28 protein-coding genes are annotated in these 26,605 nt (G+C 65.8%); 10 read left to right on the top strand and 18 right to left on the bottom strand.

Translation table 11 applies throughout. From position 1 onward, the window contains the following. Positions 1-167: 167 nt before the first annotated feature. From ACSFBL_RS00515 to ACSFBL_RS00505, 3 genes are read left to right on the top strand one after another with little or no spacing between them, the layout of a single operon-like run. Complete coding sequence (locus ACSFBL_RS00515) at positions 168-416, top strand: hypothetical protein (protein ID WP_435513775.1); 249 nt, start codon at positions 168-170, stop codon at positions 414-416. A 37-nt stretch (positions 417-453) separates the two neighbouring features. Then, positions 454-897 (top strand): TfoX/Sxy family protein, encoded by a 444-nt coding sequence (locus tag ACSFBL_RS00510; protein ID WP_435513774.1) that lies wholly within the window; start codon positions 454-456, stop codon positions 895-897. A gap of 41 nt (positions 898-938) precedes the next feature. After that, entirely contained in the window at positions 939-1,565 is a 627-nt protein-coding gene (locus ACSFBL_RS00505) for a DUF938 domain-containing protein (protein ID WP_435513773.1), read from the top strand. A gap of 39 nt (positions 1,566-1,604) precedes the next feature. Here ACSFBL_RS00505 and ACSFBL_RS00500 read toward each other — a convergent pair whose 3' ends face one another. The 3 genes from ACSFBL_RS00500 to ACSFBL_RS00490 form a co-directional block, all read right to left on the bottom strand. Next, positions 1,605-3,935, bottom strand: coding sequence for a xanthine dehydrogenase family protein molybdopterin-binding subunit (locus tag ACSFBL_RS00500; RefSeq protein WP_435513772.1), 2,331 nt, complete (start codon positions 3,933-3,935; stop codon positions 1,605-1,607). A 14-nt stretch (positions 3,936-3,949) separates the two neighbouring features. Continuing rightward, positions 3,950-4,414: a (2Fe-2S)-binding protein gene (locus tag ACSFBL_RS00495; protein ID WP_435513771.1), complete on the bottom strand. Its 465-nt coding sequence runs from the start codon at positions 4,412-4,414 to the stop codon at positions 3,950-3,952. A gap of 242 nt (positions 4,415-4,656) precedes the next feature. Next, positions 4,657-5,037: a hypothetical protein gene (locus tag ACSFBL_RS00490; RefSeq protein WP_435513770.1), complete on the bottom strand. Its 381-nt coding sequence runs from the start codon at positions 5,035-5,037 to the stop codon at positions 4,657-4,659. On the opposite strand from ACSFBL_RS00490, the gene ACSFBL_RS00485 reads away from it, so the two are divergent. Further along, positions 5,021-5,263 carry a hypothetical protein gene (locus tag ACSFBL_RS00485; protein ID WP_435513769.1) on the top strand — a complete coding sequence of 81 codons (243 nt, stop codon included), beginning with the start codon at positions 5,021-5,023 and terminating at the stop codon, positions 5,261-5,263. The genes ACSFBL_RS00490 and ACSFBL_RS00485 overlap by 17 nt on opposite strands. A 5-nt stretch (positions 5,264-5,268) precedes the next feature. Here the strand turns inward: ACSFBL_RS00485 and ACSFBL_RS00480 are convergent, their stop codons facing one another. After that, the gene (locus tag ACSFBL_RS00480) at positions 5,269-5,592 is read right to left on the bottom strand and encodes a hypothetical protein (protein ID WP_435513768.1); all 324 of its coding nucleotides are present in this window, start codon (positions 5,590-5,592) and stop codon (positions 5,269-5,271) included. After that, positions 5,589-5,801, bottom strand: coding sequence for a hypothetical protein (locus ACSFBL_RS00475; protein WP_435513767.1), 213 nt, complete (start codon positions 5,799-5,801; stop codon positions 5,589-5,591). The genes ACSFBL_RS00480 and ACSFBL_RS00475 overlap by 4 nt, the downstream gene beginning before the upstream one ends. A gap of 383 nt (positions 5,802-6,184) precedes the next feature. Between ACSFBL_RS00475 and ACSFBL_RS00470 the strand changes: the two genes are divergently transcribed. Next, positions 6,185-7,390 (top strand): BamA/TamA family outer membrane protein, encoded by a 1,206-nt coding sequence (locus tag ACSFBL_RS00470; protein WP_435513766.1) that lies wholly within the window; start codon positions 6,185-6,187, stop codon positions 7,388-7,390. A gap of 120 nt (positions 7,391-7,510) precedes the next feature. On the opposite strand, the gene ACSFBL_RS00465 is transcribed toward ACSFBL_RS00470, so the two are convergent. The 4 genes from ACSFBL_RS00465 to ACSFBL_RS00450 form a co-directional block, all read right to left on the bottom strand. Beyond that, entirely contained in the window at positions 7,511-8,569 is a 1,059-nt protein-coding gene (locus ACSFBL_RS00465) for a beta-keto acid cleavage family enzyme (RefSeq protein ID WP_435513765.1), read from the bottom strand. Between the two features lie 57 nt (positions 8,570-8,626). Then, positions 8,627-9,700, bottom strand: coding sequence for a beta-keto acid cleavage family enzyme (locus ACSFBL_RS00460; RefSeq protein WP_435513764.1), 1,074 nt, complete (start codon positions 9,698-9,700; stop codon positions 8,627-8,629). 71 nt (positions 9,701-9,771) lie between these two features. Further along, a complete protein-coding gene (locus tag ACSFBL_RS00455) occupies positions 9,772-10,614 on the bottom strand; it encodes a TauD/TfdA dioxygenase family protein (RefSeq protein WP_435513763.1) in 843 nt (280 codons plus the stop codon). A 31-nt stretch (positions 10,615-10,645) separates the two neighbouring features. Further along, positions 10,646-11,614 carry a tripartite tricarboxylate transporter substrate binding protein gene (locus ACSFBL_RS00450; protein ID WP_435513762.1) on the bottom strand — a complete coding sequence of 323 codons (969 nt, stop codon included), beginning with the start codon at positions 11,612-11,614 and terminating at the stop codon, positions 10,646-10,648. Between the two features lie 190 nt (positions 11,615-11,804). Between ACSFBL_RS00450 and ACSFBL_RS00445 the strand changes: the two genes are divergently transcribed. The 4 genes from ACSFBL_RS00445 to ACSFBL_RS00430 all read left to right on the top strand — a co-directional run bounded on the left by ACSFBL_RS00445 (position 11,805) and on the right by ACSFBL_RS00430 (position 16,406). Then, a complete protein-coding gene (locus ACSFBL_RS00445; protein WP_435513761.1) occupies positions 11,805-12,776 on the top strand; it encodes a quinone oxidoreductase family protein in 972 nt (323 codons plus the stop codon). 132 nt (positions 12,777-12,908) lie between these two features. Further along, positions 12,909-13,952: an AraC family transcriptional regulator gene (locus tag ACSFBL_RS00440; RefSeq protein ID WP_435513760.1), complete on the top strand. Its 1,044-nt coding sequence runs from the start codon at positions 12,909-12,911 to the stop codon at positions 13,950-13,952. A 168-nt stretch (positions 13,953-14,120) separates the two neighbouring features. After that, positions 14,121-15,347, top strand: coding sequence for a porin (locus tag ACSFBL_RS00435; RefSeq protein ID WP_435513759.1), 1,227 nt, complete (start codon positions 14,121-14,123; stop codon positions 15,345-15,347). A gap of 33 nt (positions 15,348-15,380) precedes the next feature. After that, entirely contained in the window at positions 15,381-16,406 is a 1,026-nt protein-coding gene (locus tag ACSFBL_RS00430; RefSeq protein ID WP_435513758.1) for a YeiH family protein, read from the top strand. Between the two features lie 27 nt (positions 16,407-16,433). On the opposite strand, the gene ACSFBL_RS00425 is transcribed toward ACSFBL_RS00430, so the two are convergent. The 3 genes from ACSFBL_RS00425 to ACSFBL_RS00415 all read right to left on the bottom strand — a co-directional run bounded on the left by ACSFBL_RS00425 (position 16,434) and on the right by ACSFBL_RS00415 (position 20,413). Beyond that, positions 16,434-17,858: an amidohydrolase gene (locus ACSFBL_RS00425; protein WP_435513757.1), complete on the bottom strand. Its 1,425-nt coding sequence runs from the start codon at positions 17,856-17,858 to the stop codon at positions 16,434-16,436. Between the two features lie 105 nt (positions 17,859-17,963). Further along, positions 17,964-18,923 carry a Bug family tripartite tricarboxylate transporter substrate binding protein gene (locus ACSFBL_RS00420; protein ID WP_435513756.1) on the bottom strand — a complete coding sequence of 320 codons (960 nt, stop codon included), beginning with the start codon at positions 18,921-18,923 and terminating at the stop codon, positions 17,964-17,966. Further along, positions 18,920-20,413, bottom strand: coding sequence for a lyase family protein (locus ACSFBL_RS00415; RefSeq protein ID WP_435513755.1), 1,494 nt, complete (start codon positions 20,411-20,413; stop codon positions 18,920-18,922). Before ACSFBL_RS00415 ends, ACSFBL_RS00420 begins: the two co-directional genes overlap by 4 nt. 112 nt (positions 20,414-20,525) lie before the next feature. Between ACSFBL_RS00415 and ACSFBL_RS00410 the strand changes: the two genes are divergently transcribed. After that, positions 20,526-21,449, top strand: a complete 924-nt coding sequence (locus tag ACSFBL_RS00410) for a LysR substrate-binding domain-containing protein (protein WP_435513754.1) — start codon at positions 20,526-20,528, stop codon at positions 21,447-21,449. Here the strand turns inward: ACSFBL_RS00410 and ACSFBL_RS00405 are convergent. From ACSFBL_RS00405 to ACSFBL_RS00380, 6 genes are all read right to left on the bottom strand, one after another. Continuing rightward, entirely contained in the window at positions 21,427-22,125 is a 699-nt protein-coding gene (locus ACSFBL_RS00405; protein ID WP_435514507.1) for an ABC transporter ATP-binding protein, read from the bottom strand. The genes ACSFBL_RS00410 and ACSFBL_RS00405 overlap by 23 nt on opposite strands. A 56-nt stretch (positions 22,126-22,181) precedes the next feature. Next, positions 22,182-22,946 (bottom strand): ABC transporter ATP-binding protein, encoded by a 765-nt coding sequence (locus tag ACSFBL_RS00400; protein ID WP_435513753.1) that lies wholly within the window; start codon positions 22,944-22,946, stop codon positions 22,182-22,184. Further along, positions 22,943-23,923: a branched-chain amino acid ABC transporter permease gene (locus tag ACSFBL_RS00395; RefSeq protein ID WP_435513752.1), complete on the bottom strand. Its 981-nt coding sequence runs from the start codon at positions 23,921-23,923 to the stop codon at positions 22,943-22,945. Before ACSFBL_RS00395 ends, ACSFBL_RS00400 begins: the two co-directional genes overlap by 4 nt. Further along, entirely contained in the window at positions 23,920-24,795 is an 876-nt protein-coding gene (locus ACSFBL_RS00390; RefSeq protein ID WP_435513751.1) for a branched-chain amino acid ABC transporter permease, read from the bottom strand. The genes ACSFBL_RS00395 and ACSFBL_RS00390 overlap by 4 nt, the downstream gene beginning before the upstream one ends. A gap of 44 nt (positions 24,796-24,839) precedes the next feature. Next, entirely contained in the window at positions 24,840-25,067 is a 228-nt protein-coding gene (locus tag ACSFBL_RS00385; RefSeq protein WP_435513750.1) for a hypothetical protein, read from the bottom strand. 148 nt (positions 25,068-25,215) lie between these two features. Continuing rightward, positions 25,216-26,352, bottom strand: coding sequence for an ABC transporter substrate-binding protein (locus ACSFBL_RS00380; RefSeq protein WP_435513749.1), 1,137 nt, complete (start codon positions 26,350-26,352; stop codon positions 25,216-25,218). Positions 26,353-26,605 lie beyond the last annotated feature (253 nt).

Genomic DNA, 26,605 nt, shown 5'->3' with positions numbered 1-26,605 from the left:
CGGGTCCGGAACGTTCCAGGCCTCAACGCGCACCCTGGACGTTCGATCCAAGCGGGGCCCCCGGGCGCTCCAAGGATTGAGCGACTCTTTTTTTGCCTCTTCGGACCCATTCGAGGTATCGGCTGTTGGTATTCGATGCACACTACCGTACGAGCAGGAGGACCACGATGACGCCCACTCAACCTGAGCCCCCGACGCGGGCAGTGCCCGCCACCGTCAAGCTGGACACCGGCGTGGAGGTCGTGATCCTCGGCTACTACCGGTATTACGGCGAGACCCTCCTCAAGGTGCGCAGCAATGGTGCTGAGTTCAACTATGACCTCACGGAGCCGGACGAACCTCCCGAGCCGCCGATCCAGGCTTGGATCGATGCGAACCCGATGGGGCCGGCGACGACCATCCCGCCGCCTCCTTGACCGGTCCCGAGCACCTCGATAGCGAGCAGTGGGCGCGGTGAGCCTGGCCGAGGAACTTCCCGAAGTGTTCGAGCGCTTCGGCCGCGTGTCGGTCCGCCGCATGTTCGGTGGCCACGGCATCTTTCACGAGGGGCGCATGTTCGGCCTTGTGAGCGGCGAGCGCCTGTACCTCAAGACCGACGACGAGAGCCGCGCGAGGTTCGAAGCGAAAGGGCTCGCGCCCTTCGCGTACATGCGCTCGGGCAAGCTGACGCCGACTTCGTACGTGGAAGCACCGCCCGAAGTCTACGAAGACCGCGAGGAGGCGGCACGCTGGGCCCGCCTGGCCTGGCAGGCCGTTCTGCGGAAGGGCGACGAGGCCGCGCGACGGAAGCCGGCAGCCGGGAAGATGGCTGCGAAAAAGGCGCCTCCGAAGAAGCCGGCCGCGAAGAAGTCGCCAGTGGCGAAGGCCGCTAAGAAGAAGAACAAGGCGAGCAAATGACCGACGATTTTCTTTAGCACCAACTTTCTTGAGAGTCCGAAATGCAAGGTTCGACGCCCTGGATGCCCGGTGACGATAGTGCGGGGCGCAAGCACGCGCCTGCCACGCTACGCAACCGCGAGGCGATCGCCGACGTGCTGCGAGAGGAATTGCCGGTCACCGGCAAGGTGCTCGAAGTCGCGAGCGGATCGGGCGAGCATTGCGCTTTCTTCGCGGCGCTTTTCCCCGGCCATGTCTGGCAGCCGACCGATCCGGACCCGGGCGCGCGCGGTTCGATCGTGAGCTGGTGCGCGGGGCTCGACAACGTCTTGCCGCCGCTCGCGCTCGACGCCGCGGCGACGGATTGGCCGGTCGATGCCGCCGACGCGGTGCTGTGCGTCAACATGGCGCACATCAGTCCGTGGGAAGCGACGCTCGGTCTGGTCGCGGGCGCGGAGCGGGTGCTGGCCAAGGGCGCGCCGCTGATGCTCTATGGTCCGTGGCGCCGCGAGGGCGTGGAAACCGCGCCGTCGAACGAAGCGTTCGACGCTTCGCTCAAGGCGCGCGATCCGCACTGGGGACTGCGGCGGGTGGAGGATCTCGACGCCGTCGCCGCCGCGCGCGCTTTCGCACGAACGCGGCTGGTCGAGATGCCGGCGAACAACTTGATGCTGATCTATCGCCGTTAGCGCAGCATCTCGATGGCTCGAATGCGCCCCGCAGTCCGGTCAGGACACTTGCGCGAGCTGCGCACGCAACGGCAATTGGCGGATGCGCTTGCCGGTCGCTGCGGCGATCGCGTTCATCAGCGCCGGCGCCACCACCGGCACACCGGGTTCTCCCACACCGCCCAGCGGTACGTCGTACGCCGACGGCATGATGTGCACGACGATCTTTTTCGGTGCCATGTTCATGCGCACGACTTCGAACTGATGGAAGTTGTCCTGTTCCGCCCGGCCATTCTTGAAAGTGATCTCGCTGACAACCGCCTGGCTGAGGCCCATCACGCAAGCGCCTTCCATCTGCGAGCGGACGCGATCGGGATTCACGGTCGGCCCGCAGTCGACGGCGATGTCGACGCGCGGAATCACAAGGTTGCCCGTCGGATCGACGCTCACTTCGACGACTGCGGCGACATAGGTCACGAAGCTGTAGTGCGCCGCGAGCCCGAGGCCCTGTCCGGCGCCCATCTTGCGGCCCCATTGAGCTTCCTGAGTCGCGCGTTCGATGACCTTGCGCAACCGACCGACGTTGATCGGATAGCGCTCGGGCGACTCGCCGTGGTTCCAGGCGTCGCTGATCTTGCTCGGGTCGATCAGGCGATCGGGTCCCAGCAGCTCGATCAGGAAGTCGCGATGGTCGCGTCCCTGCGCCTGTGCGATCTCGGCGATGAACGACTGCGCTGCAAACGCATGCTGGATGTTGTTGACCGAGCGCAGCCAGCCGATGCGCGCATGGGCGGTCGCTTCCGGGTTCTCGATTCGTACGTTCGGGATCGCATACGGCATCCCGGCCAGGCCCAGCCCCAGTTCGAACGGCGCCAGCGTCTTCGGGTCCGGCGCAAAGATCGAGAGGATCGTCGGCTCGGCGGTACGGTGCAGCCAGGCGGTCACCTTGCCGTTGGCGTCGAGGCCCGCTTCCAGATGCTGTGCGCAGACCGTGTGGAAGTAGTCGTGGTGCAGGTCGTCCTCGCGCGTCCAGGTCAGCTTGACCGGCTGGCCGCCCATCTCCTTCGACACCAGCGCCGCCTCGACGACGAAGTCCTGCTTCGACTTGCGCCCGAACCCGCCGCCCAGCAGCGTCACGTTGACCGTGACCTTGTCGGTCGCCAGACCGAGACGCTTCGCCACGCGGTCATGCGCCGCCTGGGGGGACTGCGTGCAGGCCCAGATCTCGCAAGCACCGTTGACGATGCGCGCGGTTGCGGCCGGGCATTCCATGGACGCGTGCGCCAGGTGCGGCACGTAGTAGTTGGCCTCGATCCGCTTCGCGGCCTTTGACAGTGCGCCGTAGGTGTCGCCTTCGTTGCGCACTTCCTTGCCACCGGGCTTCAGCACGGCCGCCTCGAGTTCGCTTCGGAAGGCGGTCGAGTTGTAGCTCGCGTGCGCGCCGTCGTCCCAGTCGATCTTCAGGAGACTTCGACCCTTGATCGCTGCCCAGGTGTCCTTGCCGACCACCACGACGCCACCGATCGGCTCGAACTCGGAAGGCGGTGGCGTCCCGTCCATCGCGAAGACCTTGACGACGCCGGGCACCTTCAACGCCTCGGCGGCGTCGAAGCTCTTGAGCTTGCCGCCAAGCACCGGTGGACGCGCAATCACCGCGTAGAACATGCCTGGCAGGCGGGTGTCGATGCCGTACCAGGTCTTGCCGGTCGTGATCGCCAGGCCGTCGGTCAGGAAGGTGTCTTCCTTGCCGATGTAGCGGAACTGGCTCGGCTCTTTCAGCTTGACCTTGGCCGGCGGCGGGACTTCGAGCTTGGCAGCGTCGAGCGCGAGGGCGCCGTAGCCCAGCTTGCGGCCGCTGGGGATGTGCACGACCTCGTGGTTCCTGGCTTGCACCGAGTCGAGCGGCACCTTCCACCGTGCGGCGGCCGCCTGTTCGAGCATCACGCGGGCGCTGGCGCCGCAGCGGCGCATCGGATCGAACCAATGGCGTGTGCTGCGAGAGCCGTCGGTGTCCTGGTTTCCATACTTGGCTTCGTCGCCCTGCGCCTGCACCACGCGCACGCGCTTCCAATCGGCCTCGAGCTCGTCGGCAACGATCTTGGGGATGCTGGTGCGCACGCCCTGGCCCATTTCGGAGCGGTTGACGACGATGCTGACGATGCCATCGGGCGCGATCGACACGAAGATCTTCGGGCTGTCGCGCAGGCCTTGCGGCATGCCGTCGCCGCCGTACTTCTGGGGTTCACCGGCTGCGGTACCGATCGCCGGGATGCCCACATACAGCACCAGACCGGTCAACTGCATGGCCTGCAGGAAGCGGCGGCGGCTGGTACCGACCGAGATCGCACTCACCGGCGTGACCGGCGTGATGCAGTCGGCAAGGGATTGCATGTTCCGACCCGCGTTCATGATGCCTCTCCCATCCCGGCAGCGGTCTTGATGGCCGTGCGTATGCGGGTATAGGTGCCACAGCGGCAGATGTTGCCGCTCATCGCCAGGTCGATGTCGGCGTCGTTGGGCTTGGGATTGTTCTGCAGGAGCGCGGTGGCGCTCATGATCTGGCCGGATTGACAGTAGCCGCACTGGACCACGCCGATCTTCATCCACGCGGCCTGGATCGCCTTGCCGGACTTGGTGGCGCCAATGCCCTCGATGGTCGTGACCTTCTTGCCCGCCGCGGCCGACAGCGGCGTCTGGCACGAGCGCACCGGCGCGCCGTCGAGGTGTACGGTGCATGCGCCGCAGAGGGCCATGCCGCAACCGAACTTGGTGCCGGTCAGGCCGACATGGTCGCGCAAGACCCATAGCAACGGCGTGTCATCCGCCGCGGCGACGGTGGTCGCCTTCCCATTGACAGTCAACGTGGTCATTTGTGAAGTCCTCCATCGCGGGTGGAAACCAAAAGCCTTGAAGACATCGTGAATCTGAAACGTGCGAGCGCATTCCGCCAGATCAGCATGCGCCGGATGGACGTTCCTGGAGTCAGGGTGCCAAAGGTGCCGGATGGGATTGTGCTGCTCGGCACCGGCGAGCACAACTGTTCCGCCTCGCCTTGGCCTCACCCGGTCCCGGCGGTCGCGCGACGTGTCTTTCCGACCCCGGCTCCCGCAAGCTACTTCATGACGTCGACATCGCGCGACTCGGGCAGCATCCACATTGCCGCCACGCTGAGGGCGCACATCGCGACCACGTAATAGGCCGGTGCCATCGGATCGTGCGTGACGGCAATCAACCACGTCACGACGAACTGGGTGGTGCCGCCGAACACCGAAGTACCGATCGCGTAGACCAATGACAGGCCCGTGCTTCGCACCGCGATGGGCAGGAGTTCCGGTACCGCCACCAGGCCCGCCGCGCCGAACATCGCGGTGCTCAGCACCAGCGATCTCGGCACCGTGCACGCATTGCTGGCATCGAGCGACGCCGTCACGCCGTCGACCGCCATCGCAGTCCTCGACCCGCTGAACGCAGGCGTCGTGGTGCCGATCGACATGACGCCGCGACTCGACCTCGATCTGACCCTTGGGATCGTCCATCGCGCCGGTCGCACGCTGGTGCCCGCAACCTCGCGTGCGTTCGAGTTCGTCCGGGCGAGCTTTGCGAATGCGGCTGCCGAGATCTCGCGTCTGCATGGACGCGCGTACGGTCTGGAGGCCGCGCCGTCTCGCCGGAAACGATCAACCTCGACGAAGGTGCCGAAGCGGTCGGGCGGCAGATGACGTGTCTACAGGCCGTGCACGATCCATATTCCGGCATCGGCCGGATCCGGAAGGTGCAGCACATGCTCCCCGACGCGGTGAAAGCGAAATTCACGGTTGCTCAGGACGACCGAACGCATGTTGGTCCACACGTGAATTTCGATGCCGTCCTCATTGCGCCGCACCTGCAGGATCCTGAGCACGGGTGGGAGGGTCACGCTGAACTGCAGGTGGGCAGAGGCATGGGACGTTCCGTGCGCGGCGTCGGCCGCGCACGGAATTGGCCCCCACAGCGTTGCCGGAAGCAGCAGCGCCAGCAGTTGCCGCGCCGCGCCAACGTTCCGCGTCAATTCCCATCCCGGCGCGTGCGCGAGAGATGCTCGGCGACCCGTTCGGCCTGTTCCTGGGTCGCGAAGGCCTCGATGGCGGGTGATCCGCTCAGGCGGTTGGCCAGCACTTCGTAGTGGCCAGAGTGGTGTTGGCGTGTGAGGCAGAAAAAGCCGTCCACCGTTGGATGACGGGCGGGTTTCCACCCGCCGGTCGTTGCGCGCGTCTTCATTTGCTTTCAAGAAGGAAAGAGGTAGGCCCCGGCGCTGCCGGGGCAGGGCGTACGTGGGAGGGTCTCTCTGGCGCCGTTGAATCGAAGCTTTTCACCTTCCAGTCGGAGGCGACGAAAGGACGGCAGTGGCGACGAAAGGACGGCAGTGGCGACGAGGGAACGGGAAAGAATGCTCTGCATCGTGGATGTCATGTGGATGGGTTGGCGCGCGAATTCGGCGAATCGCGTCCGCGCGCAGGCGCACTGAACCCCGGCGCGGGACGCGTCGCACGGGCGGCATTCTGCAATCCACACGTGCCTCGCACCCCCTCCCCGAAGGAGGGGGCGGCCTTCCATTGAGCAAGATCAATCCTGGTCCGGCGGCAGGCGCCAAGAATCACTGAATGCCCCGATGGCTCTTGCGCACTCTGCTCCCCGCGTTGGCCGCCAGCGCATCGGCGGGCGTCGGCGCCCAGGGTTCCTCCGAGCCGTTGCGGGATGAGCCGGCGCTGTCTTCGGAGACGCCCAAGGACCCCGCGCGCAAAGGTCTGGCACGGTTCTTCGATCCGGAGGACGGACAACTCGATCTGAGCAGTTTTCTGGAGGACCCTCGGGGCTTCCTGCCGATACCGATCATCGTGACGGAGCCGGCGATCGGCTACGGAGGCGGCGCCGCCGGAATGTTCCTGCGGCCGCGAAGGGAAGAGGGCGAGGAAGGGTGGGCACGCCCCGACATCTCCGGCGTCGGGGCCTTCGCCACCGAGAACGGAACCAAGGGTGCGTTCGCTGGCGACGCGAGCCGCTGGATGGACGGGCGCCTGCGCACGTTGTTCGGCGCCGCGGCCGGGCAGGTCAACCTGGACTTCTACGGTCTCGGTCCCGGACTGCCCTCGCTGAACCAGAAGGTCCGCTACCAACTGCAGTTCGCAGGGGCCGTCGCGCAGTTCAACTGGCAGCTGGCACCGAAGTCGCCATGGGCGATCGGCATGCGCTACGTCTTCGCCGACGTGGACCCGAAGCTGCGTGAGGAAACCCAGCCGCCCGGCCTCGCCGACACTGCGCGCGTGAAGGTTTCCGCGCCGACCGCCATCCTCGAATACGACACGCGGGACAACGTCTTCACGCCGACGCGCGGCATCTACGCCGAAACGTCCTGGCTCGCCTCGCGCGAGGCCCTGGGGTCGACCGACGACTTCGAGCGATTCCAGCAGGTCGTCATGGGCTGGCACCCGTTCACGCATGGCCTCACGGTGGGCGCGCGGGGAATTTACGCGTGGTCTTCGGACGGCACCCCGTTCTTCCTGCGGCCCTTCGTCCAACTGCGTGGTGTCCCCGCGATGCGATACCAGGGCGACCAGGTGGCCTCCCTCGAAGTGGAGGCGCGTTGGCGCTTTTTCGGCCGATGGAGCGGTGTCGTCTTCGCCGGGGGCGGGACGACACGAACGAAAGGTCTGGATTTCTCCGCCACCCAGAACGTGGGCAGCGGCGGCCTGGGCTTCCGCTACGAGCTGGCCCGCAAGTTCGGGCTGGATGTGGGCGTCGACGTGGCGCACAGCCCGGGAACGACGGCCGTGTACCTGGTGATCGGCAACAGTTGGTTCCGGCCTTGAGGTGATCCGGTCGACGGCCTGTGGCGCTTCAGCTCAGGGCGCGCCGGTGCGCTCAGAGCCCGGGCAAGACAGGCCGAGTACGTCCAGACGCAGGGCGTGCGACACGCCCTCGACGAGGAGTCATGCCGCCTTGCGCAGGAAGCCCTGGTTGGCGCCGTTGCGATTGGGCGCGAAGCCATTCGCCAGAAGCGATTCTTCCGCCGTGTCGTAGAACACACCGATCTTCGAGATCTCGCGCGCCTGCTGGGCGGTCGCGATGGGGCGACCGAACTGGCGCGAGATCTGCACCAGCTGCTCGATCTGCGCCACCGTGCCGATCTTGGCCGTGCGCGTCTGGTTCCAGAGCACGTCCTCGGTGCCGCAGCGCACGTGCAGGCCCATGGCGATCCCCATCATGTTCACGGGCAGCACGTTGCGGACCGAGCTTTCCACCGTGAGCACGGCGCCATCGGGAACGGCGCGCAGGAAATTGGCGAGGTTGTAGATGTTCGGCGCGTCCATGCCACCGCTGATCGCCACCCAGTTCATCACCAGCGGGCCCTTGTAGACGCCGCGGCGCATCAGTCGCTCGACCGACTCGAAGCTGTTGATGTTGTAGCACTGGAAGGCGCTCTGGATGCCGGCGGCCGTCAGGCGGCGGATGTGCTCCTCGACCCAGCCGGGCTGGGCCGGTACCGTCATCTCCTTGTAGGCCTCGAAGATGGCGGGGATTTCCCGCGAAGTGCCCTTGAAGTCCGCCAATTCGGCGTGCTCCGTGACGTTCATCTGCGAGGTGTTGACGGTCACCGTCACCTGGTCCGGTTTCGGATCGAGTTCGGCCAGCATGTGGCGCGTGTCGTCGGACAGCCACTTGGCAGCCGCGCCTTCGGATTCCGGCGCGAAGCTGATCGAGCCGCCCACCTGGATGATCATGTCGGGCACGCGTGCACGCACGCCGGCGATGAGTTCGTTGAACTTGGACAGGCGCTTGCTGCCCTTGCCATCGAGTTCACGCACGTGCAGGTGCAGCACCGTCGCGCCAGCGTTGTAGCAGTCCACCGCCTTCTGGATCTGCTCCGCCATCGTGACCGGGATTTCTTCGGGGAAGTCCGATGGAAGCCAACCCGGCGCATAGGGCGCCGCCGTGATGATCAGGGGCTGCTGGTTTTCGGGAAACAGGTGGCCGTCCAGGAAGTTCATGTCGTCTCGTCTCGGGTTGCAATGCGGATGTCGGAGGGATGGGACGCGGCTCGGTCCTCAGGCCACCAGTTCGCTGTCGGGCTTGCGCAGGAACCCCTGGTTGCCGCCGTTGCGATTGGGCGCGAAGCCGTTGGCCTGGAGCGTCTCTTCTGCCGTGTCGTAGAAGACGCCGATCTTCATGATCTCTCGCGCCTGCTTGGCGGTCGCGATCGGGCGGCCGAATTCGCCGGCAATGCGCACCAGCTGCCTGATCTGCTCGACCGAGCTCATCTTTCCCGTGCGGGTCTGGTTCCAGAGCACGTCTTCGATGCCGCACCGAACGTGCAGGCCGAGGGCGATGCCGATCATGTTCACGGGCAGCACATTCAGCACCGAGCTTTCCACCGTGACCACCGCGCCGTCGGGCACGGCACGCAGGATGTTGGCCATGTTGTAGATGTTCGCCTGGTCCATGCCGCCGCTGATGGCCACCCAGTTCATCACGAGCGGCCCCTTGTAGACACCACGGCGGATCATTCGCTCGATCGTCTCGAAGCTGTTGATGTTGTAGCACTGGAACTCGCTCTGGATTCCGGCGGCCGTCAGGCGGCGGATGTGTTCCTCGACCCAGCTGGGATTGGCGGGCACGACCATGTCCTTGTAGGTCGCATAGAGGTGCGGGAATCCCCGCGACACGCCCTTGAAGTCGTCCAGGCCCGCATGCTCCGTCACGTTCATCTGCGACGTGTTGACGGTCACCGTCACCTGGTCGGGCTTCGGCTCGAGCTCGGCGAGCATGTGGCGCGTGTCGTCGCTCAGCCACTTGGCGGCTGCGCCGTCCGATTCGGGCGCGAAGCTGATGGAGCCGCCCACCTGGATGACCATCTCCGGCACGCGGGCGCGCACGCCGGCGATCAACTCGTTGAACTTCGAAAGGCGCTTGCTGCCCTTGCCATCGAGTTCGCGCACATGCAGGTGCAGCACGGTGGCGCCGGCTTCGTAGCAATCCACCGCCTTCTGGATCTGGTCTTCCATCGTGACGGGGATGTCTTCCGGGAAGTCCGAGGGGATCCAGCCTGGCGCATAGGGCGCGGCCGTGATGATGAGGGGCTGCTGGTTCTCGGGATACAGGTGGCCGTCGAGGAAGTTCATGGGGATGGTCTCCGGATTGAAATGTGACGTGACGTCGGGAATGTCGAACGGGGGTGAGGGAGTGCAGGGACTCAGTACGGCACGTCGCCAACGATGGCGGCGCGCTCCATCTTGCGAGGTGCGGGCCAGTAGTCGTTGACCGCGTAGTGCTGCGTGCTGCGGTTGTCCCAGACCGCCACGTCCCCGGGCTGCCAGGACCAGCGCACCTGGTACTCGGGAATGGTGGCCCGGCTTGTCAGGTAGTTCAGCAGCAGCGATGCGCCGGGCAGCTTGTCGATGCCGTGACGGATGTTTTCCGGCGTGTTGTAGTTGACGAAGTGCGTGGTGAAGCCGCCGACGTAGAGGATCTTCTCGCCGGTTTCTGGATGCGTACGCACCACGGGGTGCTCGACCGGCGGGTTGTCGCGGTCCAACTTCCTGCGTGCTTCGTCCGGCATCACGGCACCGAAGGAGGGCTCGATGCTGGCCTTGGCGCGCAGCTTCAGGATCTTCTGCTTGATCTCTTCGGGCAACTCCTCGTAGGCCTGAACCATGTTGACCCAGATGGTGTCGCCGCCGACCTCGGGGCATTCGACGCAGCGCAGCACGGCGCCCATGGAAGGTTGCTGGCGCCAAAGGCCGTCGGAGTGGTACGAGTTTTCGTAGCTGTGCCTCGTCTCGCTGCGATAGATGAGCCCGAGGCCGGGGTACTTGGGATCGCTGTTGACGACGGGATGGTCTTCCAGCTTGCCGAAGCAGCTCGCGAAGGCCACGTGGTCGGCCCGCGTGATGTCCTGCTTGCGAAAGAACAGCACCTTGTGCTTCAGCAGCGCGGATTTGACCTGCGCGAAGAGCTCGGGATTGCGCGCGGCTTCGCCCAGATGGACGTCGCTGATTTCGGCGCCGATCGCCGGCGTGATTGGATTGATCTGCATGTCGTTGCTCTCGAGAAATGGCGGCGCCTGCTCAGTTCGCCTGGATGTTGAATTTCTTGACGATCCCGGCGTTGCGCTGGGACAGCAGCTTGTTCTCGGCCAGCATCGCAGCCGTATCGATGCTCACATCGGGCTCCACGCCCACGTCGATCAGCTTCTGCTGCACCGCGGGCGCTTCGGCGGCCCGCTTGATGACGGCCTGGAGCTTCGCCAGGACGTCGGCCGGCAGCTTGCTGGAGCCGTAGAAGCAGACCTGTCCCTGGAACTGGATGTCCCGGTAGCCGAGTTCGGTCATGGTCGGCACGTCCGGGAAGTACCTGGACCGGCTCTTGCCGGAGACCGCATAGGCACGCAGCATCCCGCTCTTGATCAGGGGCAGCGAGGTCACCACGCCATCGAACATGACGTCGACCTGGCCGCCGATGAGGTCCTGGAGCGCGGGCGGCGATCCGGCGTAGCCGACGTGCTGCATGTCCAGGTCAGCCTGGCTGCTGAGGATCAGTCCCGAGTACTGCGACACCGTTCCCATGCCGTAGCTGGCGAAGCTGGATTTGCCCTTGCGCGTCTTCAACTGCGCCATGAGGCTTTGGAAGTCCTTGGCCGGGTAGTTCGCACCGGACACGAGGACGTAGCCCGAAGTCGCCACCCTGGCGATGGTGACGATGTCCTTCAGCGGGTCGTACGGCACCTTCATCACCTGCGGCGCCTCCACCAGCAGGTTGCTCGCCCCCATCAGGATCGTGTTGCCGTCGGGCGCCGCCTGCAGCATGGCGTGGAGTCCGATCGAGCCTGTTGCGCCGGCGCGGTTCTCGACGACCACCGGTCGGCCGGTGTCCAGGGAGATCTGTTGCCCGACCACGCGGGCCGCGGTGTCCATCGTGCCGCCCGCCGGGGCCGGAACGATGACCTTCAGAGGCTTCTCGCCGGATGCCCAGACATTGAGCGCCAGCGAACATGTGATCAACGCCATCGCGGGGCGCGCAAATCGATGCAGTGTCATATCGAGTCTCCTTTTGTGTGCGTTTCGGGCTGATCTGCCAGCGGGTTCAGTATCTGGCGCACCGGCAACCACAACTTGCTCATTTGGGACATGAAGTTGTCGGATTGGGGCATTGCCGATGCCGCGCTTCCCGTCGCGGAGCCGCCCCTCAAGAATCGCGTCTCCACATGCATTTACAAGGACATGAACCATGACCAAGGCCATTCGCCTTCATGAAACCGGGGGCGCAGATGTCCTCAGGCTCGAGAGCGTCGAGGTCGGAGAGCCGGGCCCCGGCCAAGCCCGCGTGCGCCACAGCTTCATCGCCGTCAACTTCGCCGACATCTACTTTCGCACCGGCCTCTATCCGCTCGCGTTGCCCAACGGGCTGGGTACCGACGCGGTGGGCGTGGTCGAGGCGGTGGGGCCCGGTGTGACGGACATCGGCGTGGGCGACAGGGTCGGCTACCTGGTGGGACCACCGGGCGCCTATGCGCAGGCGCGCGTGATGCCGGCCGAGGTGCTCATTCCGCTGCCCGACGGCATCACGGATCGCACGGCCGCGTCGCTCATCATGAAGGGCATGACCGCGCAGTACCTGTTCCGGCAGGTCTACCCGCTCGAGGGCGGCGAGACCATCCTGTACCACGCCGCGGCGGGCGGCGTCGGCCTGATCGCCTGCCAGTGGGCGCGCGCCATGGGCGTGACCATGATCGGTACGGTCAGCACCGACGAGAAGGCCGCCATCGCGAAGGCCAACGGCTGCGCGCACACGATCGTCACATCGCGCGAGAACATCGTGGAGCGTGTGAAGGAGATCACCGGCGGAAAGGGCGTTTCCGTCGTCTACGACTCGGTCGGCAAGGACACGTTGGAAGCCTCGCTCGACTGCCTGCAGCCGCGCGGAACGCTGGTGAGCAACGGCACTTCGTCAGGGCCGGTGATCCTGGATACCCGACTGCTGGCGACCAAGGGTTCCATCTGGCTCACCCGGCCCGCGATGCGGCACTACATCGAGCCGCGCGCGCACATGCTCGACATGGCGCGCGAGCTGTTCGACCATGTGCTCGCCGGGCACATCGTCAGCGAGCCCAAGCAGAGCTTCGCCCTGGCCGATGCGGCGGAAGCGCACCGCGCGCTCGAAGGACGCAAGACGATCGGCTCCACGGTGCTCGTTCCCTGAGCGACCTCCGATCGCGATCCGCCGCCGCGGCGTGGCACGCTGCAACCGTCGTCGTAAGGGACCGACCGGGCCAGGCGGGGTCCGAGTTTCCGATGGAAGGCCGGGACCATAATGGCGCTCAAGCACCGTCCCATGAGACACATTGCACGACTCATGCGCAGCGCCAGCTTGAGCGGATATGTCGAGTTGGTGAACTCGCTCGGTCGTGATCCCCATGCCTTCATGCGGACAGTCGGGCTGCAGCCGAAGGTCCTCGAAGACCCCGAGACGCTGATCCCGAGAGATGCCGTACGCGAATTGCTGGAGATCACCGCGCGCGCCACGCGAACCGAGGATCTGGCGCTGCGCCTTGCGGCGCAGCGCAAGCTCTCCGCCCTCGGGCCGATCAGCCTCCTGCTGAGGGAGGAGGCCACGCCGAGGGACGCGCTCGACACGCTGTGCCGCTACCTGAAGCTGGTCAATTCCTCGCTGACTGTCCATGTCGAGGACACCGACAGCGTGGTGGTCATCCGGGAAGACTTGCTGCCAAGCCCGGGGCTGCCGATGCGGCAGTCGGTGGAACTCGCCGTGGGCACCATGTTTCGCATGCTGAGCGATCTGATCGGGCCGCATTGGCGGCCGCTTGAAGTCTGCTTCACGCATCGCCCGCCCCGGGACGTCTCCACCCATCGCGCATTCTTCGGACGGCGCGTCAAGTTCAACCAGGAGTTCAACGGCCTGGTCTGCCTCGCGAACGACCTGTCCAGGCCGCGCGAGCCGGGCGACCAGGTGGCGGCGGGCTACGCGCGCAAGTACCTCGAAGCGGCCCTGAGGGATCGCAGTGAAAGCGTGCACGACAGCTGTCGGCAGCTCATCCTTGCAATGCTGCCGGGTGGCGTCTGCAGCGCGCAGGAGGTTGCCCGGCACCTGCGCGTCGATCGCCGCACGCTGCACCGCCGGCTCGCTGCGGAGGGTCTCAACTTCAGCGGCTTGCTGGACCAGGTGCGCTCGGACCTCGTCAAGCGCCATCTGCGCGACAGCGACCTGCCGCTGAGCGAGGTGGCCGAGCTGCTGGGCTTTGCAACGTCCAGCAGCTTCAGCCATTGGTTCCAGGGGCAGTTCGGCTGCAGCGCCTCGCAATGGATCAGGCAGGCGAGCGACCGGCGTAACGACAGCGAAAGTGTGCGAACGCCTTGACCGGTTCCGTGGCGACTGTCCCGGATCGGCAAGTTCGCGTCCCAAAAGGACAAGCGGGAAAGGGGGAGGGTCCGGATACTGGACGCAGGCAATCAGGCAATGCACGTCGCCTGATTCATTCCAGTTCGCTCGAACGAGCGAGTCACGAAGACAACGAAGAGACGCCCAATGAAAAAACCCCTGATCGCCTTGACCGTCCTCGCCGCCGGTGGTGCTGCGGCCCAGTCCTCCGTCACGCTGTTCGGCGTCGTCGACGCCACGGTCAGCGGCTATTCGAACAGGGCAGAGACGCCGTTCGGCGTCGGCGTCACGACGAGCAGCACCGTGCAGAACAGCGGCGGCTACGCGAGCAGTCGCCTGGGCTTCCGCGGCACGGAGGATCTCGGTGGCGGTGCGGCGGCCAGCTTCTGGCTCGAAGCCGGGATCCTCAACGACACGGGCGCCGGCCTCGGGTCCGGCGGGGGTCTTGTCTTCAACCGTCGTTCGACGGTCAGCCTGTCGGGCGTGCTGGGCGAAATCCGCCTCGGCAGGGACTACACGCCCACGTTCTGGAACGACGCCGTGGCCGATCCGTTCACCTCGAACGGCGTGGGCATCAACCTGATCGCCACCGCGAGCGGCTTCAATACGCCGGGCCAGGCAGCCAACGGCTTCCAGGCCAATCCCAACTACATTCGCGCTTCCAACTCGGTGGGCTATTTCCTGCCGCCGGACCTGGGCGGCTTCTATGGCCAGGTCATGTACGCCTTCAACGAAGCGATCAAGTACGACCCGGGCGCCCTGACACCGAACACGCCGAACACCCAGCGGACCGGGCGCTACGTCGGCGGTCGCTTCGGCTACACGAAAGGCCCGCTGGATGTAGCGGTGGCCGCGGGTCAAAGCACGATCGGCGACCAGTACTTCCTGGGCACGAGGACCAACCTCGACATCTGGAACCTCGCCGCCACGTACGACTTCGGCGTCGTCAAGCTGTTCGGCGAGTACTCGCACAACAAGCTGAAGACGGAGTTCTCCGGCGTCCCGCCAGTCGCGAACGCTTTCGGGTTCACCAGCCCGGGCGCCAATGGCGCGCTGGTCGGCCTGAACATACCGGTCGGGCCGGGCCTGATTCGCGCCGTCTATACGCAGGTGAAGTACAACAACGTCACTGCCGCGAATCAGATCGCGCCTGGTCTGGCGCCGGACCCGAAGTCCGAGAAGTTCGCCCTCGGCTATGTGTACAACCTGTCGGCGCGGACGGCCGTCTACGCGACGGCTGCGCGGATCGACAACAAGAATGGTGCGGACCTGACCGTTGGCGGGCCCGCCTTCTTCACGAAGGCGATCAACGGCGCCGTGCCGACGCCAAAGTCGTCGACCGGCTACGACGTCGGCATTCGGCACATCTTCTGATTGAACCCTTCGCCCGGTTGCGAGCGCATCACCATGACTGCATTGACCTTGGCGGGTTGGCCGACGCTCGGACGCCAGTTGTTCCCGGGCGTCCTCGCCAGTGGCGTCGTGGCCGCAGCGGCCACGTTCCTGTCGCAGCACTACGGCGCGCCTGTCATGCTCTTCGCGCTGCTGCTCGGCATGGCAATGAACTTCCTGTCCGCCGACGGCCCCTGCATCGCCGGCATCGAGTGGACGGCACGCCAGGTGCTGCGCCTGGGCGTGGCGCTGCTGGGCTTGCGCATCACGACCGGCCAGATTGCCGCGATGGGTTGGCACCCGGTGTTGATGGTGGTGGCGTCGGTCGCGCTCACCATCGGCCTGGGTATCGGTTTGGCCAGGCTCATGGGGTATCGAAGCTTCTTCGGCTTGCTCACGGGCGGCGCAGTCGCGATCTGCGGTGCGTCGGCGGCCATGGCGCTTTCTGCGGCCATGCCGAACCATCCCATGCGGGAACGCGCCACGTTGTTTACCGTGATCAGCGTCAGCGCGCTGTCGACGCTCGCGATGATCATCTATCCGATGATCGTGCGCGCGCTCGGCCTCGATCCGGTACAGGCCGGCATCTTCCTCGGGGGCACCATCCATGACGTGGCCCAGGTCGTTGGCGCCGGCTATGGCATTTCCAACGCCACGGGCGATGCCGCCACCTTCGTGAAGCTGCTGCGCGTTGCGATGCTCCTGCCGGTGATCGTGTTCGCGGGCTTCCTGACGCGAGCTCATCAAGGCAGCGCCGTCGAAGGCAAGCGTCCGCCGCTCCTGCCCTTCTTCGCGATCGCCTTCGCGGCACTGGTCGCGATCAACAGCACGGGCTGGGTGCCCAAGGCCGTCACCCAGGCGGGCGTGGACCATTCGCAATGGTGCCTCGTCGCGTCGATCGCCGCGATCGGCATGAAGACCCGTTTGAAAGAGCTTGCAACGGTGGGATGGAAGCCCATCGCCCTGATGGTCGGCGAGACGCTGTTCCTGGCCGCGTTCGTGGCGGGTTGGCTGCACCTGGATGGCGCAGCACGCGGGTGAGCAAGTCCTGCCCCGGAAAGCAGGCGGTCAGACGGCCTTCGGCACGGCGCCGTGGACGAGTCTGCCCTTGTGAAATACGGCATTGCGGACGGGCAGACGGGCAACCGCTTCGGCCGAGCAACTCGCCGGCAGAAGATTGAAGCTCGCCTCGTCCCCGGCTTTCGGCCACGCCTGCTCACCTTTGTCGTTGAGCGGAGTGACGAAGCCGGTCGCATACCCCAGCGTGCGGCTGATGTCGTATTCGGTGCTGGGGTACTGGATTCGGGCAATCTCCTGCGCCTTCTGCAGGATGTCGCAATTGCCGAACGAATTCCACCAGTCCATGACGCTGTCGGTGCCGCAGATCACCTTGACGCCCGCCTCGTGCAGTTCGCGTAGCGGCATGGCGTTCTTGCCCAACGGAACCGCGCTGGCCAGCGTGATGCCGAGTGCCTTCATGCGGGCGGCGATGTCCTTGAGTTCGTCCTTGGAGAGTTCGGCCAGGGAATAGGCGTGGCTGAAGGTCACGTTGCCTTGCAGTTGCTTGTTCTTCTCCACGTGATCCATGAAGCGATTGAATGCGGGTATCGCGGTTCCGCGCGGCTCATGGATGTGGATGTCGATCCCGACGTTGAAATCGACCGCGAGCTGAACCGTCGTGTCGACCGACTTCTCCATCGCGTGATCGAATGAGGTGGGATCGACCCCACCGACATAGCTGACGCCGCCCGACTTCAACGCTTCGCGCATCAATCCCACGCTGTCGGAGGCCAACAGGCCGTGTTGCGGAAAGATGATGATCCTTGAATCAAGCGTACCTTTGTACCGGTCCAGCGACGCCTTGAGATGTTCGAGATTCCCCAGCTTGCTGACGGGATCGACATTGCAGTGGCTGCGGCACACCGTCGTGCCTTGCGAATGCATGAGACGGATCATTGCAGCCGTCCGCTCTTCGGCCACCGGGAGAAGCCGGGGCAGAAGTTCCTGCTCCTGGGCGACGCGGTCTGCGCGTCCATGCTGCGTGGGAAGTGTCGCTTCCCACGGGCCGCCGTAGAAGGTCTTGTCCAGATGGATGTGCATGTCCCGAAAGGTCGGCAGCATCAACTGCCCCTGCGCGTCATAGACCGCTGCGTCTGGAGGAACAGGCGACTTCGTCTCCAGGATTTCGGCCACCGCGCCGTTGGCGATGCGCAGCGTCTTCAGTTCGGTCCTGGTATGAGCGATGACCGGCGTATCGAGCCAGGGCTTCCTTTCCTCGATAAACCCAGTCTCGACGCGGACGTTGGTCAGGTAATACGCGTTCGGCAGGGCCTGCACGCTGGAGATGGGCGTGGTGACCGTGCTCACGTCGATCACGGATGCGGCCGCTGCCCTTCCGGGCTGACCCATCAGACTGGCGCCAAGGGCGAGTCCTCCGGCACCGATGCCGCCCACGAAGCCGCGACGCGAAAGCCCTGACGGTGGGTTGTCCATATGCGTGTCCTTGATGGCACTGCCGACACACGTGATGGGCCGGGTCGACGCATGATAGGTCCGGATCCGTGCGATGTCTCGGGTTCCGCCGGGCGGTTGACGCTCTCACTCGACCGTGGCCCCTGACCGCTTCACGACCTCGGCCCACTTGACCCGCTCGGACTGGATGTATTTCGTGAGGTCCTCCGGCGTCGAGCCGATGGCCTTGACGCCGTCCGACGCGAAGCGTTCGCGCAGGTCCTTCGACTGGAGCGCGGCCACCGACCCGTCGTGCAGGCGCTTGACGACCTCCTTCGGCGTGCCGTGCGGCGCGAGCAGGGCGTACCAGACCCCGGACTCGTAGCCCGGCACGCCGGCTTCCGCGATGGTCGGGACGTCCGGCAGCGCCGGCGAGCGTTGGCTGGACGACACGGCGAGAACCCGGATCTTGCCGGCCTTGATCTGCGCGTTGCCGGTCCCGTAGCTCACGAACATCGCCTGCACATTGCCCGAGAGCAGGTCGGTCAGTGCCGCGCCGCCGCCCTTGTACGGCACGTGCACGAGGTCGATGCCGGCCATCGACTTGAGCAGCTCCATCGACAGGTGCAGGCCGCTGCCGTTGCCCGTCGATGCATAGGACATGCCGCCGGGCTTCGACTTCGCGAGCTGGATGAACTCGGCCAGGTTCTTCACCGGCAGCGACGCGTTGACCGCGAGAAAGTAGGGCGCCGAGCCCAGCAGCGTGATCGGCACGAAATCCGTCAGCGCGTCGTAGCGCAGCTTGGGGTACAGGGCCTGGTTGATCGCCAGTTGCGAGGTGAGGGCGAGCACCACCGAATAGCCGTCCGCCGGCGACTGCGCCACGTACTCCATGCCGATGTTGCCGCCCGCGCCGCCGCGGTTGTCGATGAAGAACGAGCTGCCCAACTGCTTGCCCAGTTCCTGGGAGAGCGGGCGGCCCACCACGTCGCCGCCGCCGCCCGGGGAATACGGCACGACGATGCGCACCGGCTTGTCCGGGTAGGGCGCGGCCATGGCGGAGAGCGATACGGTCAGGACCGCCAGCAGCGAGAGAAGTCTTTTCATGAGGTTGTCTCCGGGTTCGAAGGAATGGTGGGGAAAGAGGCCGTCGCGCCGTTCGCGATCGCCTCGACGGCGGCGTCCAGCCGGGCATCGGCATGTGACAACTCGGCGCGGCGGGATTGCGTCCAGGCACGGTCGGCAGCGACGGATTCGCGTTGACGGGAAAGCATCCGGTCCACCTCGGCGATCTGCGGGCCGCCGGCCCCCTTGCGGCCGAAGACCATGTACTCGGGGCTCGCGACCTCGGCGAAGGCTTGCGCGTCCAGCGGGAAGGCATGCGAGGCCATGGACTCGTAGATGCGGGCGGCCTCGCGGTAGGGAATCTCGCGCAGGCTGAGATGGCGCGCGCGGCCGAAGTCTGTCAGAGCCGACGCGAAGTGGTGGCCGATGCGAAAGGGGACATCCGCGCGCTGCAGCAGGGCGTCCGCGATCTCGGTCGCCGTCGAATAGTCGGCGAGGACCTCGGCGAGCGCGCGCTCCTTGTCGACGACGAGTCCGCCGAGCACCTTGCGCAGCAGCTCGAACAGGGCGAGGGCCCGGCCGCTCGGCACCGGGTCGTAGGCCCGGTAGTCGAACATCCCGCTGCGCACGTTGTGCGCCAGGAGCGACACCGCCTGCATCTCGCCGAGCAGCATGCTGCTCTGCACGCGCAACTGCTCCAGGGCGGCCGGATTGCGCTTCTGCGGCATGATGCTGCTGACCCCGACGAGTTCGCCCCGCTGCAGGGTCATCCACGGCGTCGGCGACGCGTATTGCGCATGGAGATCCTGCGCGAACTGCCCGATCTGCACCGCTGCGATCCCGAGCGCGGCGGCCACTTCGAGGCTGGTGTCGACGGGCGCGAGATGGTTCGCGTCGTAGGCGTTCTCGACGAGCCCGTCGAATCCCAGGAGCGAAGCCAGGCGGTGACGATCGAGCGCGAAGCTCGACGTCGTGAGGGCCGCCGATCCCAGCGGCCCCTCGTTGACGTGCCCGTATGCGGCTCGCAGCCGCGACGAACTGCGAGCCAGCGCGCCGCCCATGCCGAGCAGGTAGTGGGCGAGGGTCGTCGGCTGGGCCTGCACGCCGTGCGTGTAGGCCGGCACGATGGTCTCCTTGTGCGCTTCCGCCAGGGCGAGCAAGGCCTGGCGGGCCTCGATCAGCGCGTCGCTTTCGTCGAGCACCCCTGCGCGCAGGTTCATGCGCGCGATGGTCGCGGAGATGTCCTGCCGGCTGCGTCCGCAATGCAGGCGCGAGGCGTCGGGGCCCACGGCGGCCAGCAGCTTCGGTTCGTAGTCGAGGTAGTCGGCGGACCACTGCCGTGGCATGTCCTGCTCGGTCCGCATCACCGCGAGGATGCCGGTCGCGATGCGCCGAGCCATGCCGGGCGTCACGATGTGCGCCTCGTGCAGGGCCACGATCGAGGCCTTGTTGATCCGGTCGAGGTATTCGACGGAGCGGCCACCGCCCCGGAAACTCGCATTCACGTCGTGGGGATCGGCAGCCTCTGGCATGTCTCTGGTTCCGGGATTGCTTGGGGTGACGCGATTCTTGACGCCGAAGACCATTGTGTAAAATGAATATTTAGGCCGTCATCATTGCCCTCAAGGCATACTGGATTGCGCAGTGCCCATCACCTTCCAGCAGCTCCAGTGCGTGCGCCAGGTCGTCGACAGCGGCTTCAGCGTGTCGCGCGCGGCCGAAGCGCTGCACACCACGCAGCCGGGCGTCAGCAAGATGATCCGCGCGCTCGAAAAGGAGATCGGCGTCGAGCTGTTCGTGCGGTCCGGCAACCGCCTCACGGCGCTGACCGAGCCCGGCAAGGAAGCGCTCTCGCTGTGCGCCCGGGTGCTGCAGGACGCCCAGGCCCTCAGGCGCCTGAAGCAGGATCTGCCTGCCGACAGCGAAGGCACCTTGCGCGTCGGGACGACCCACATCCACGCGCGCTATTCATTGATCGAAGTGACCAGGCGGTTCCTGTCGGTCTATCCGCAGGTGAAGCTCGAATTCACCGTCGGCCCCCCGTCCCAGATCCTGGCGGGCGTGACGGCAGGAACCCTCGACATCGGCCTTTGCACGCTTCCGGACGCGGTGCCCAAGGGCATCGTCTCGGTGAAGGCCTACGACATCGACCGGTGCCTGATCGTGCCGCCGCGCCATCCGCTGTTGAAGATGGGCAAGGTGACGATGGAGCAGATCGCGCGATGGCCGCTCATCACCTACGACAACAGCTACACATCGGGGTCGGTCGTCCAGAGCGAGTTTCGACGGCATGGCGTCACGCCCTGGGTCGTGATGCGGGCGATGGACGCGAGCATCATCAAAGCCTATGTCGCTGCGGGTGTCGGGGTGGCCGTGCTGCAGAAGATGGCGTTCAACGCGGCGCAGGACAAGGACCTGCGCGCCGTGCCGGTCGACCACCTGTTCCCCTCGTCGACCGCGATGATCAGCCTGCGGCGAGACCATCTGTTGAAGAAGTTCGCCTTCGACTTCATCGGGATGGTCGCGCCCGGATGGACGCGCGAGGCTATCGAGGCGCAGCTTCGCTGACGCCGGCCATCGCGTGCGCGCCGCCGAGGAACAGGCGCTCCATCTGCGGGTCGAGCAGGATTTCGCTCGCGGACTTGTGCAGCACCAGCCGTCCGGATTCGAGCGCGATCGCGTCGTCGGCGAACTTCAGCGCGCTCTTGACGTTCTGCTCGACCATCAGCACCGTGGTCCCCTGGTCCGCGAGTTTCCGCAGCAGCTTGAAGACGTCCTGCACGACGATCGGCGACAGGCCGATCGAAGGCTCGTCGATGAGGAGGACCTTCGGCCGCAGCAGGAGGGCCCGACCGATCTCCAACTGCTTCTGCTCCCCACCGGAGAGCGTCGAAGCCGCCGAGTGCAGGCGCTCCTTCAGGCGCGGAAAGAACTCCAGCACCTCCGGGATTCGCTCATGGGTGACCTTCATCCCCAGCGTGATGCCGCCCAGTTCGAGATTCTCGAAGGCGCTGAGCTGACCGAACAGGTTGCGGCCCTGCGGAACGAAGGCGATGCCGCGTGCGAGCAGTTCCTTCTGCGTGGCGCCCGCGATGTCCTGCCCATGGAGGGTGATACGCCCCTTGCGTGGCTTGAGAAGGCCGAAGAGCGTCTTCAGCACGGTCGACTTGCCCGCGCCGTTGGGACCGATCAGCAGGGTGATGGACCCGCCCGGCACCTGGAACGACAGGTCGTTGAGGATCATGAAATCCTTGTAGCCCGCCACCACGTCCCGGAACTCGATGCAGGTGTCGCGCACGGTCAGCTTCCCAGGTAGGCGTCGAGCACCTGCTTGTTCGCGCGGATCTGCGCCGGGGTGCCGATGGCCATGACCTTGCCTTCCACCATGACCATGATGCGGTGGCAGAGATCCATCACGAAATCCATGTTGTGTTCGATCACCACGAACGAGCTGCGCGAGCCGGCGGCCGGATCGCGGTTGAGCTGCTTCAGCAGCCGGCCGATGCCGCCCACGAGACTCGGATTGACACCTGCACAGGGTTCGTCGAGCAGCACCAGCGCCGGGTCGCTCATGAAGGCCATCGCGATGTCCACCAGCTTCTGCTGGCCGTACGAAAGCTCCCCCGCGCGCTTGTCGGCGACGTGGCCCATGTGAAACTGGTCGATCAGTGCATCGGCCTTCTTTCCCAGCCCCGAATCCGAGGGCGCGAACATGCGGCTGAACATCGAGCCCTGGTGCTCCTGCGCGGCGACCAGCAGGTTGTCGCGCACGCTCATCCTCGCGAAGACCTGCAGGGTCTGGAACGTGCGCCCGACGCCGCGGCGGTTGAGCTGCAGCGGCCCGAGCGAGGTCACGTTCTCGCCGTTCAGCTCGATCTTTCCTTCGTCCGGCGCGATCTGGCCGAGCATGCTGTTGAACAGCGTCGTCTTGCCGGACCCGTTCGGCCCGATCACGCCGAAGATCTCGCCCGGCATCACCTCGAAGCTCACGCCGCCCACGGCCTGGATGGCGCCGTAGGCCTTCTTCAGGCCGGACACCTTGAGCAGCGGCTGCGTGACGCTCACGGCTTCGCCCCTTGCGCCTGAAGCGCACGCGCGGACGACGCCTCGCGCGAGCGGCGGCGTGCCCGCACGCGGTCAGGCAGGCTGAGCAGGCCGTCGGGCAGCCAGATCATCAGCACGACCACGGCGGTGCCGAAGACGAAGAGATACCAGGCCTGGGCGAAGCGCAGCCACTCCGGCAGGATGACCCCGACGGCCGATCCGAGCAGCGGGCCGAGGAAATAGCCCGGGCCGCCCACGACCACCATCAGGTACATCATGATCGACTGGCCCACCGTGAAGAGGGCCGGATCGATGAACTGCATCTGCGCCGCATAGAGCCCGCCCGCCACGCCGGCGTAGGCCGCGCCGATCGCGAAGCTCAGCAGCGTATAGCTGCGCGTGTCGATGCCCAGGCTCTCCGCGCGGATCGGGTTGTCGCGCAGGGCCTTGAAGGCCTTGCCCCAGGGGCTGCGCAGCAGCAGCCACATCGCGGCGGCGAGCAGCAGCGCGACCACCAGCACGAGGTAGTAGAAGGCGAGGTTGCCGTCCAGGCTCAGCCCGCCGAGGCTCGGCCGCGCGATGTTGTTGATGCCGAACGAGCCGCCGGTCAGCCATTCCTCGTTCCGCATCACCAGCCACAGCGCGGTGTTGAAGCCGAGCGTCGCGAAGGCGAGATAGATCGTCTGCACGCGCAGCGCCGGAAAGCCCAGCCCCAGGCCGACGACGAAGCACAGCAGCGCGCCGGCCGGCAGCCCGAGCCAGAAGCTGATGCCCTCGCGCAGGAAGATGGCCACGGTGTAGGCACCGATGCCGAAGAACGCCGCATGGCCCAGCGATTTCTGGCCTGCGTAGCCCACCGTGAGGTTCAGACCCATGTTCGCGATGATGAACACCAGCCATGTCGTGAAGAGATGGATGCCGTAGTTCTTCAGGAAGGCCGGAACGAGCACGAGCAGCGCCAGCGACAGCAGCCCGAGCCCGAGCCCAGCCTTCCTCATACCTTGCGCTCCTGCTTGCGTCCCAGCAGGCCTTGCGGCTTGAACAGGATGACGATCATGAAGATCACCAGGGCCACGGCGTCCTTGTACGCGGGAGAGATGTACGCCGCGGCCAGGTTCTCGCACACCCCGACGATCAGCCCGCCCAGCAGGGCCCCGCGGGAGTTGTTGAAGCCGCCGATGATGGCCGCGAAGAAGGCCTTGTTGCCGAGCGACTCGCCCATGTCGAACTTGGCCAGGTAGGTCGGCGTCACCAGCAAGGCCGCGGCGGTGGCGAGCACCGCGTTGATCGCAAACGTATAGAAGATCATGCGTGGCACGTTGATGCCGAGCACCGCCGCGCTTTCGGTGTTCTGGGCTACGGCCTGCATGGCGCGGCCGGTGACCGTCTTCGCGAGGAAGGCCTGCGTCAGCAGCACCAGGCCCACCGCGAAGGCGAAGGTGCCGACATCGCTCGGCGAGAGCGCCACGCCGGCCACGTGGAACACCGTGTCGGGGAAGATCTGCGGGAACGGTTGCGGCTCGGCACTGTAGCCCGCGCGCACGCCATTGCGAAGGGCGATCGACAGGCCGATGGTCGCCACCACGATGGGCATCATGCCGAAGCGGAAGAGCGGGTCGACCAGGCCGCGCTTGAAGAGCCATCCCAGCACCACCACCGCGACGATGACCGTCAGCGCGAAGCTGAGCGCCATCGGGGCGCCCTGATGCAGCAGGATCAGCATCATGAACGCGGGAAGCATCACGAACTCGCCCTGGGCGAAGTTGATGGTGCCCGATGCCTGCCACAACAAGGTGAAGCCGAGTGCGGCCAGCGCGTAGATGCTTCCGGTGGCCAGGCCGCTGAAGAAAAGCTGCAGGAAGTCGGTCATGCGCGTCGAGCGGCCGAAGGTCTTCGGGCGATCACGACGTCACGTCAGAACGTCGCCTGGACAGCCGCGCGCAGTTCGGGCGTCAACTCGGGCAGCACGCCGAACCACGCCTGGAAGGCGGGCCGCGCCTGGTTCAGCAGCATGCCGAGGCCGTTGACGGTGAGGTGGCCGCGAAGCCGGGCCTGCGCCAGCAAGGGCGTCTCCAGCGGGATGTAGATCGCATCGGAGACCAGCGCCTGCGCGGGCAGCGCGTCGAGCGCCACATCCAGCATAGGCGCCCTTGAGGCCGTAGTGCGCGATCCAGTGGTTGTGGATGGCCGGCGAGCGCGTGTGGGCCACGGGCCAGCCCATGACACCGGCCAGGATGAAACGCGAATCAGACAATCGGTGCTCCCGGATCGATGTGGCCGCCGCGGCCGGTCATTTCTTGCCGGTCAGCGGAGGCAGCGTCTCGACGACCATCGTCTTCCCGTTGCGGATCTCCGTCATGAAGCTGTCGCGATCCAGGTCGCCCTTGGCGTCGAAGCACACGTCCATCAGGATGCCGGGGTTCTGCTTGGCGCTGAAGCAGCTGTCGTGCAGCGCCGCGGCCACGGCCTTGCGGTCGATCTTCCCTGCCTTCTCGATCGCGGCCTTCAGGATGTAGACGCCGGTATAGCCCTTCACGCCGTTGTGATCGGACACCGAGTTGTAGACCGTCTGGTAGCGCTTGCCGAAGTCCTGCAGTTGCGGCGCATCCACCGTCAGGCCGACGTGGGCCACGGCACCGTTGGCAGCCTCGCCGGCCAACTCGACCACCTTGGCGCTGGTCAGCACCGTCTCGCCGATCATGGGCTTGTCCCATCCCTGCTTGCGCAGCTCGCGCAGCAGTCGCGCCGACTCTTCCTCGTTGGTATAGGCGAACAGCGCGTCGGCGCCCGACTGCTTGGCCTGGATGACCGCGGCGGAGAAATCGACCTGGCCCGATTCCGTCGAGATCTCGGCAACGATCTGGGTCGGTGAATTGGCCAGCAACTGCTTGATGGCAGCCTGCCCGCCCTTGCCGAAATCGTTGTTCACATAGATGACCGCGAGCTTCTTCGACTTGGCGTTGATGTAGCGGGCCACCTTGGGGAAGGCGATGCTCTGGCCGAACGAGGTCCGGAAGACATAGGGATTGCCCTGCTGCGTGATCGATGCCGCCTCGCCCCCGGTGAAGTTGGGCGTCTCGCCACGCTTGCTCTCGGCCATCGACACCATGATGGAGCCCGAGAAGACAGGGCCGTAGATGGCGAAGACCTCGTTGTCCACCGCCTTCTGCGTGAGGCCCTTCGCGACGCCCGGATTGGACTGCGTGTCTTCCGTGGTGTAGCTGATCTTCTTGCCGAGGATGCCGCCCGAAGCGTTGATCTCCTTGATGGCCATCTCGACGCCGTTCTTGAACATCGTTCCGGAGGTCGTGCCGGGTCCGGAGAGTTCGACGATGTTGGCGATCTTGATGTCCTGGGCCTGTACCAGGCCAACGCCGGTTGCAAGCAGTCCGGCGATGGCCAGACGAATGAATCCCGCTCTGTGCATGGTCGTGTCTCCTCAGTGATTTCTTGTTGCCAGGCCCGGCGCGCCGAGTTCAAGACGCGCTGATGTCCCGACCCGGCGAGCGTTGTAAGGCGGAAAGCAAGGCAGCAACCCGTTCCTTGCTGCAAATATGCTCGATATTCAAACGCGCATGCTCGCCAATCGACTGTTTTACGGGTTATCACGGAGGCAATGCTTCACGACCGGCGCGCCGTGCCGGCTGCCCCGTTGTTGCGGGGCGCCACTCGCCCCGGCC

It is taken from the genome of Variovorax glacialis, from assembly GCF_051216375.1.
GTDB lineage: Bacteria > Pseudomonadota > Gammaproteobacteria > Burkholderiales > Burkholderiaceae_C > Variovorax.
Note: the sequence above shows the minus strand (reverse complement) of the source record. Positions and strands in the feature narration are given on the sequence as shown.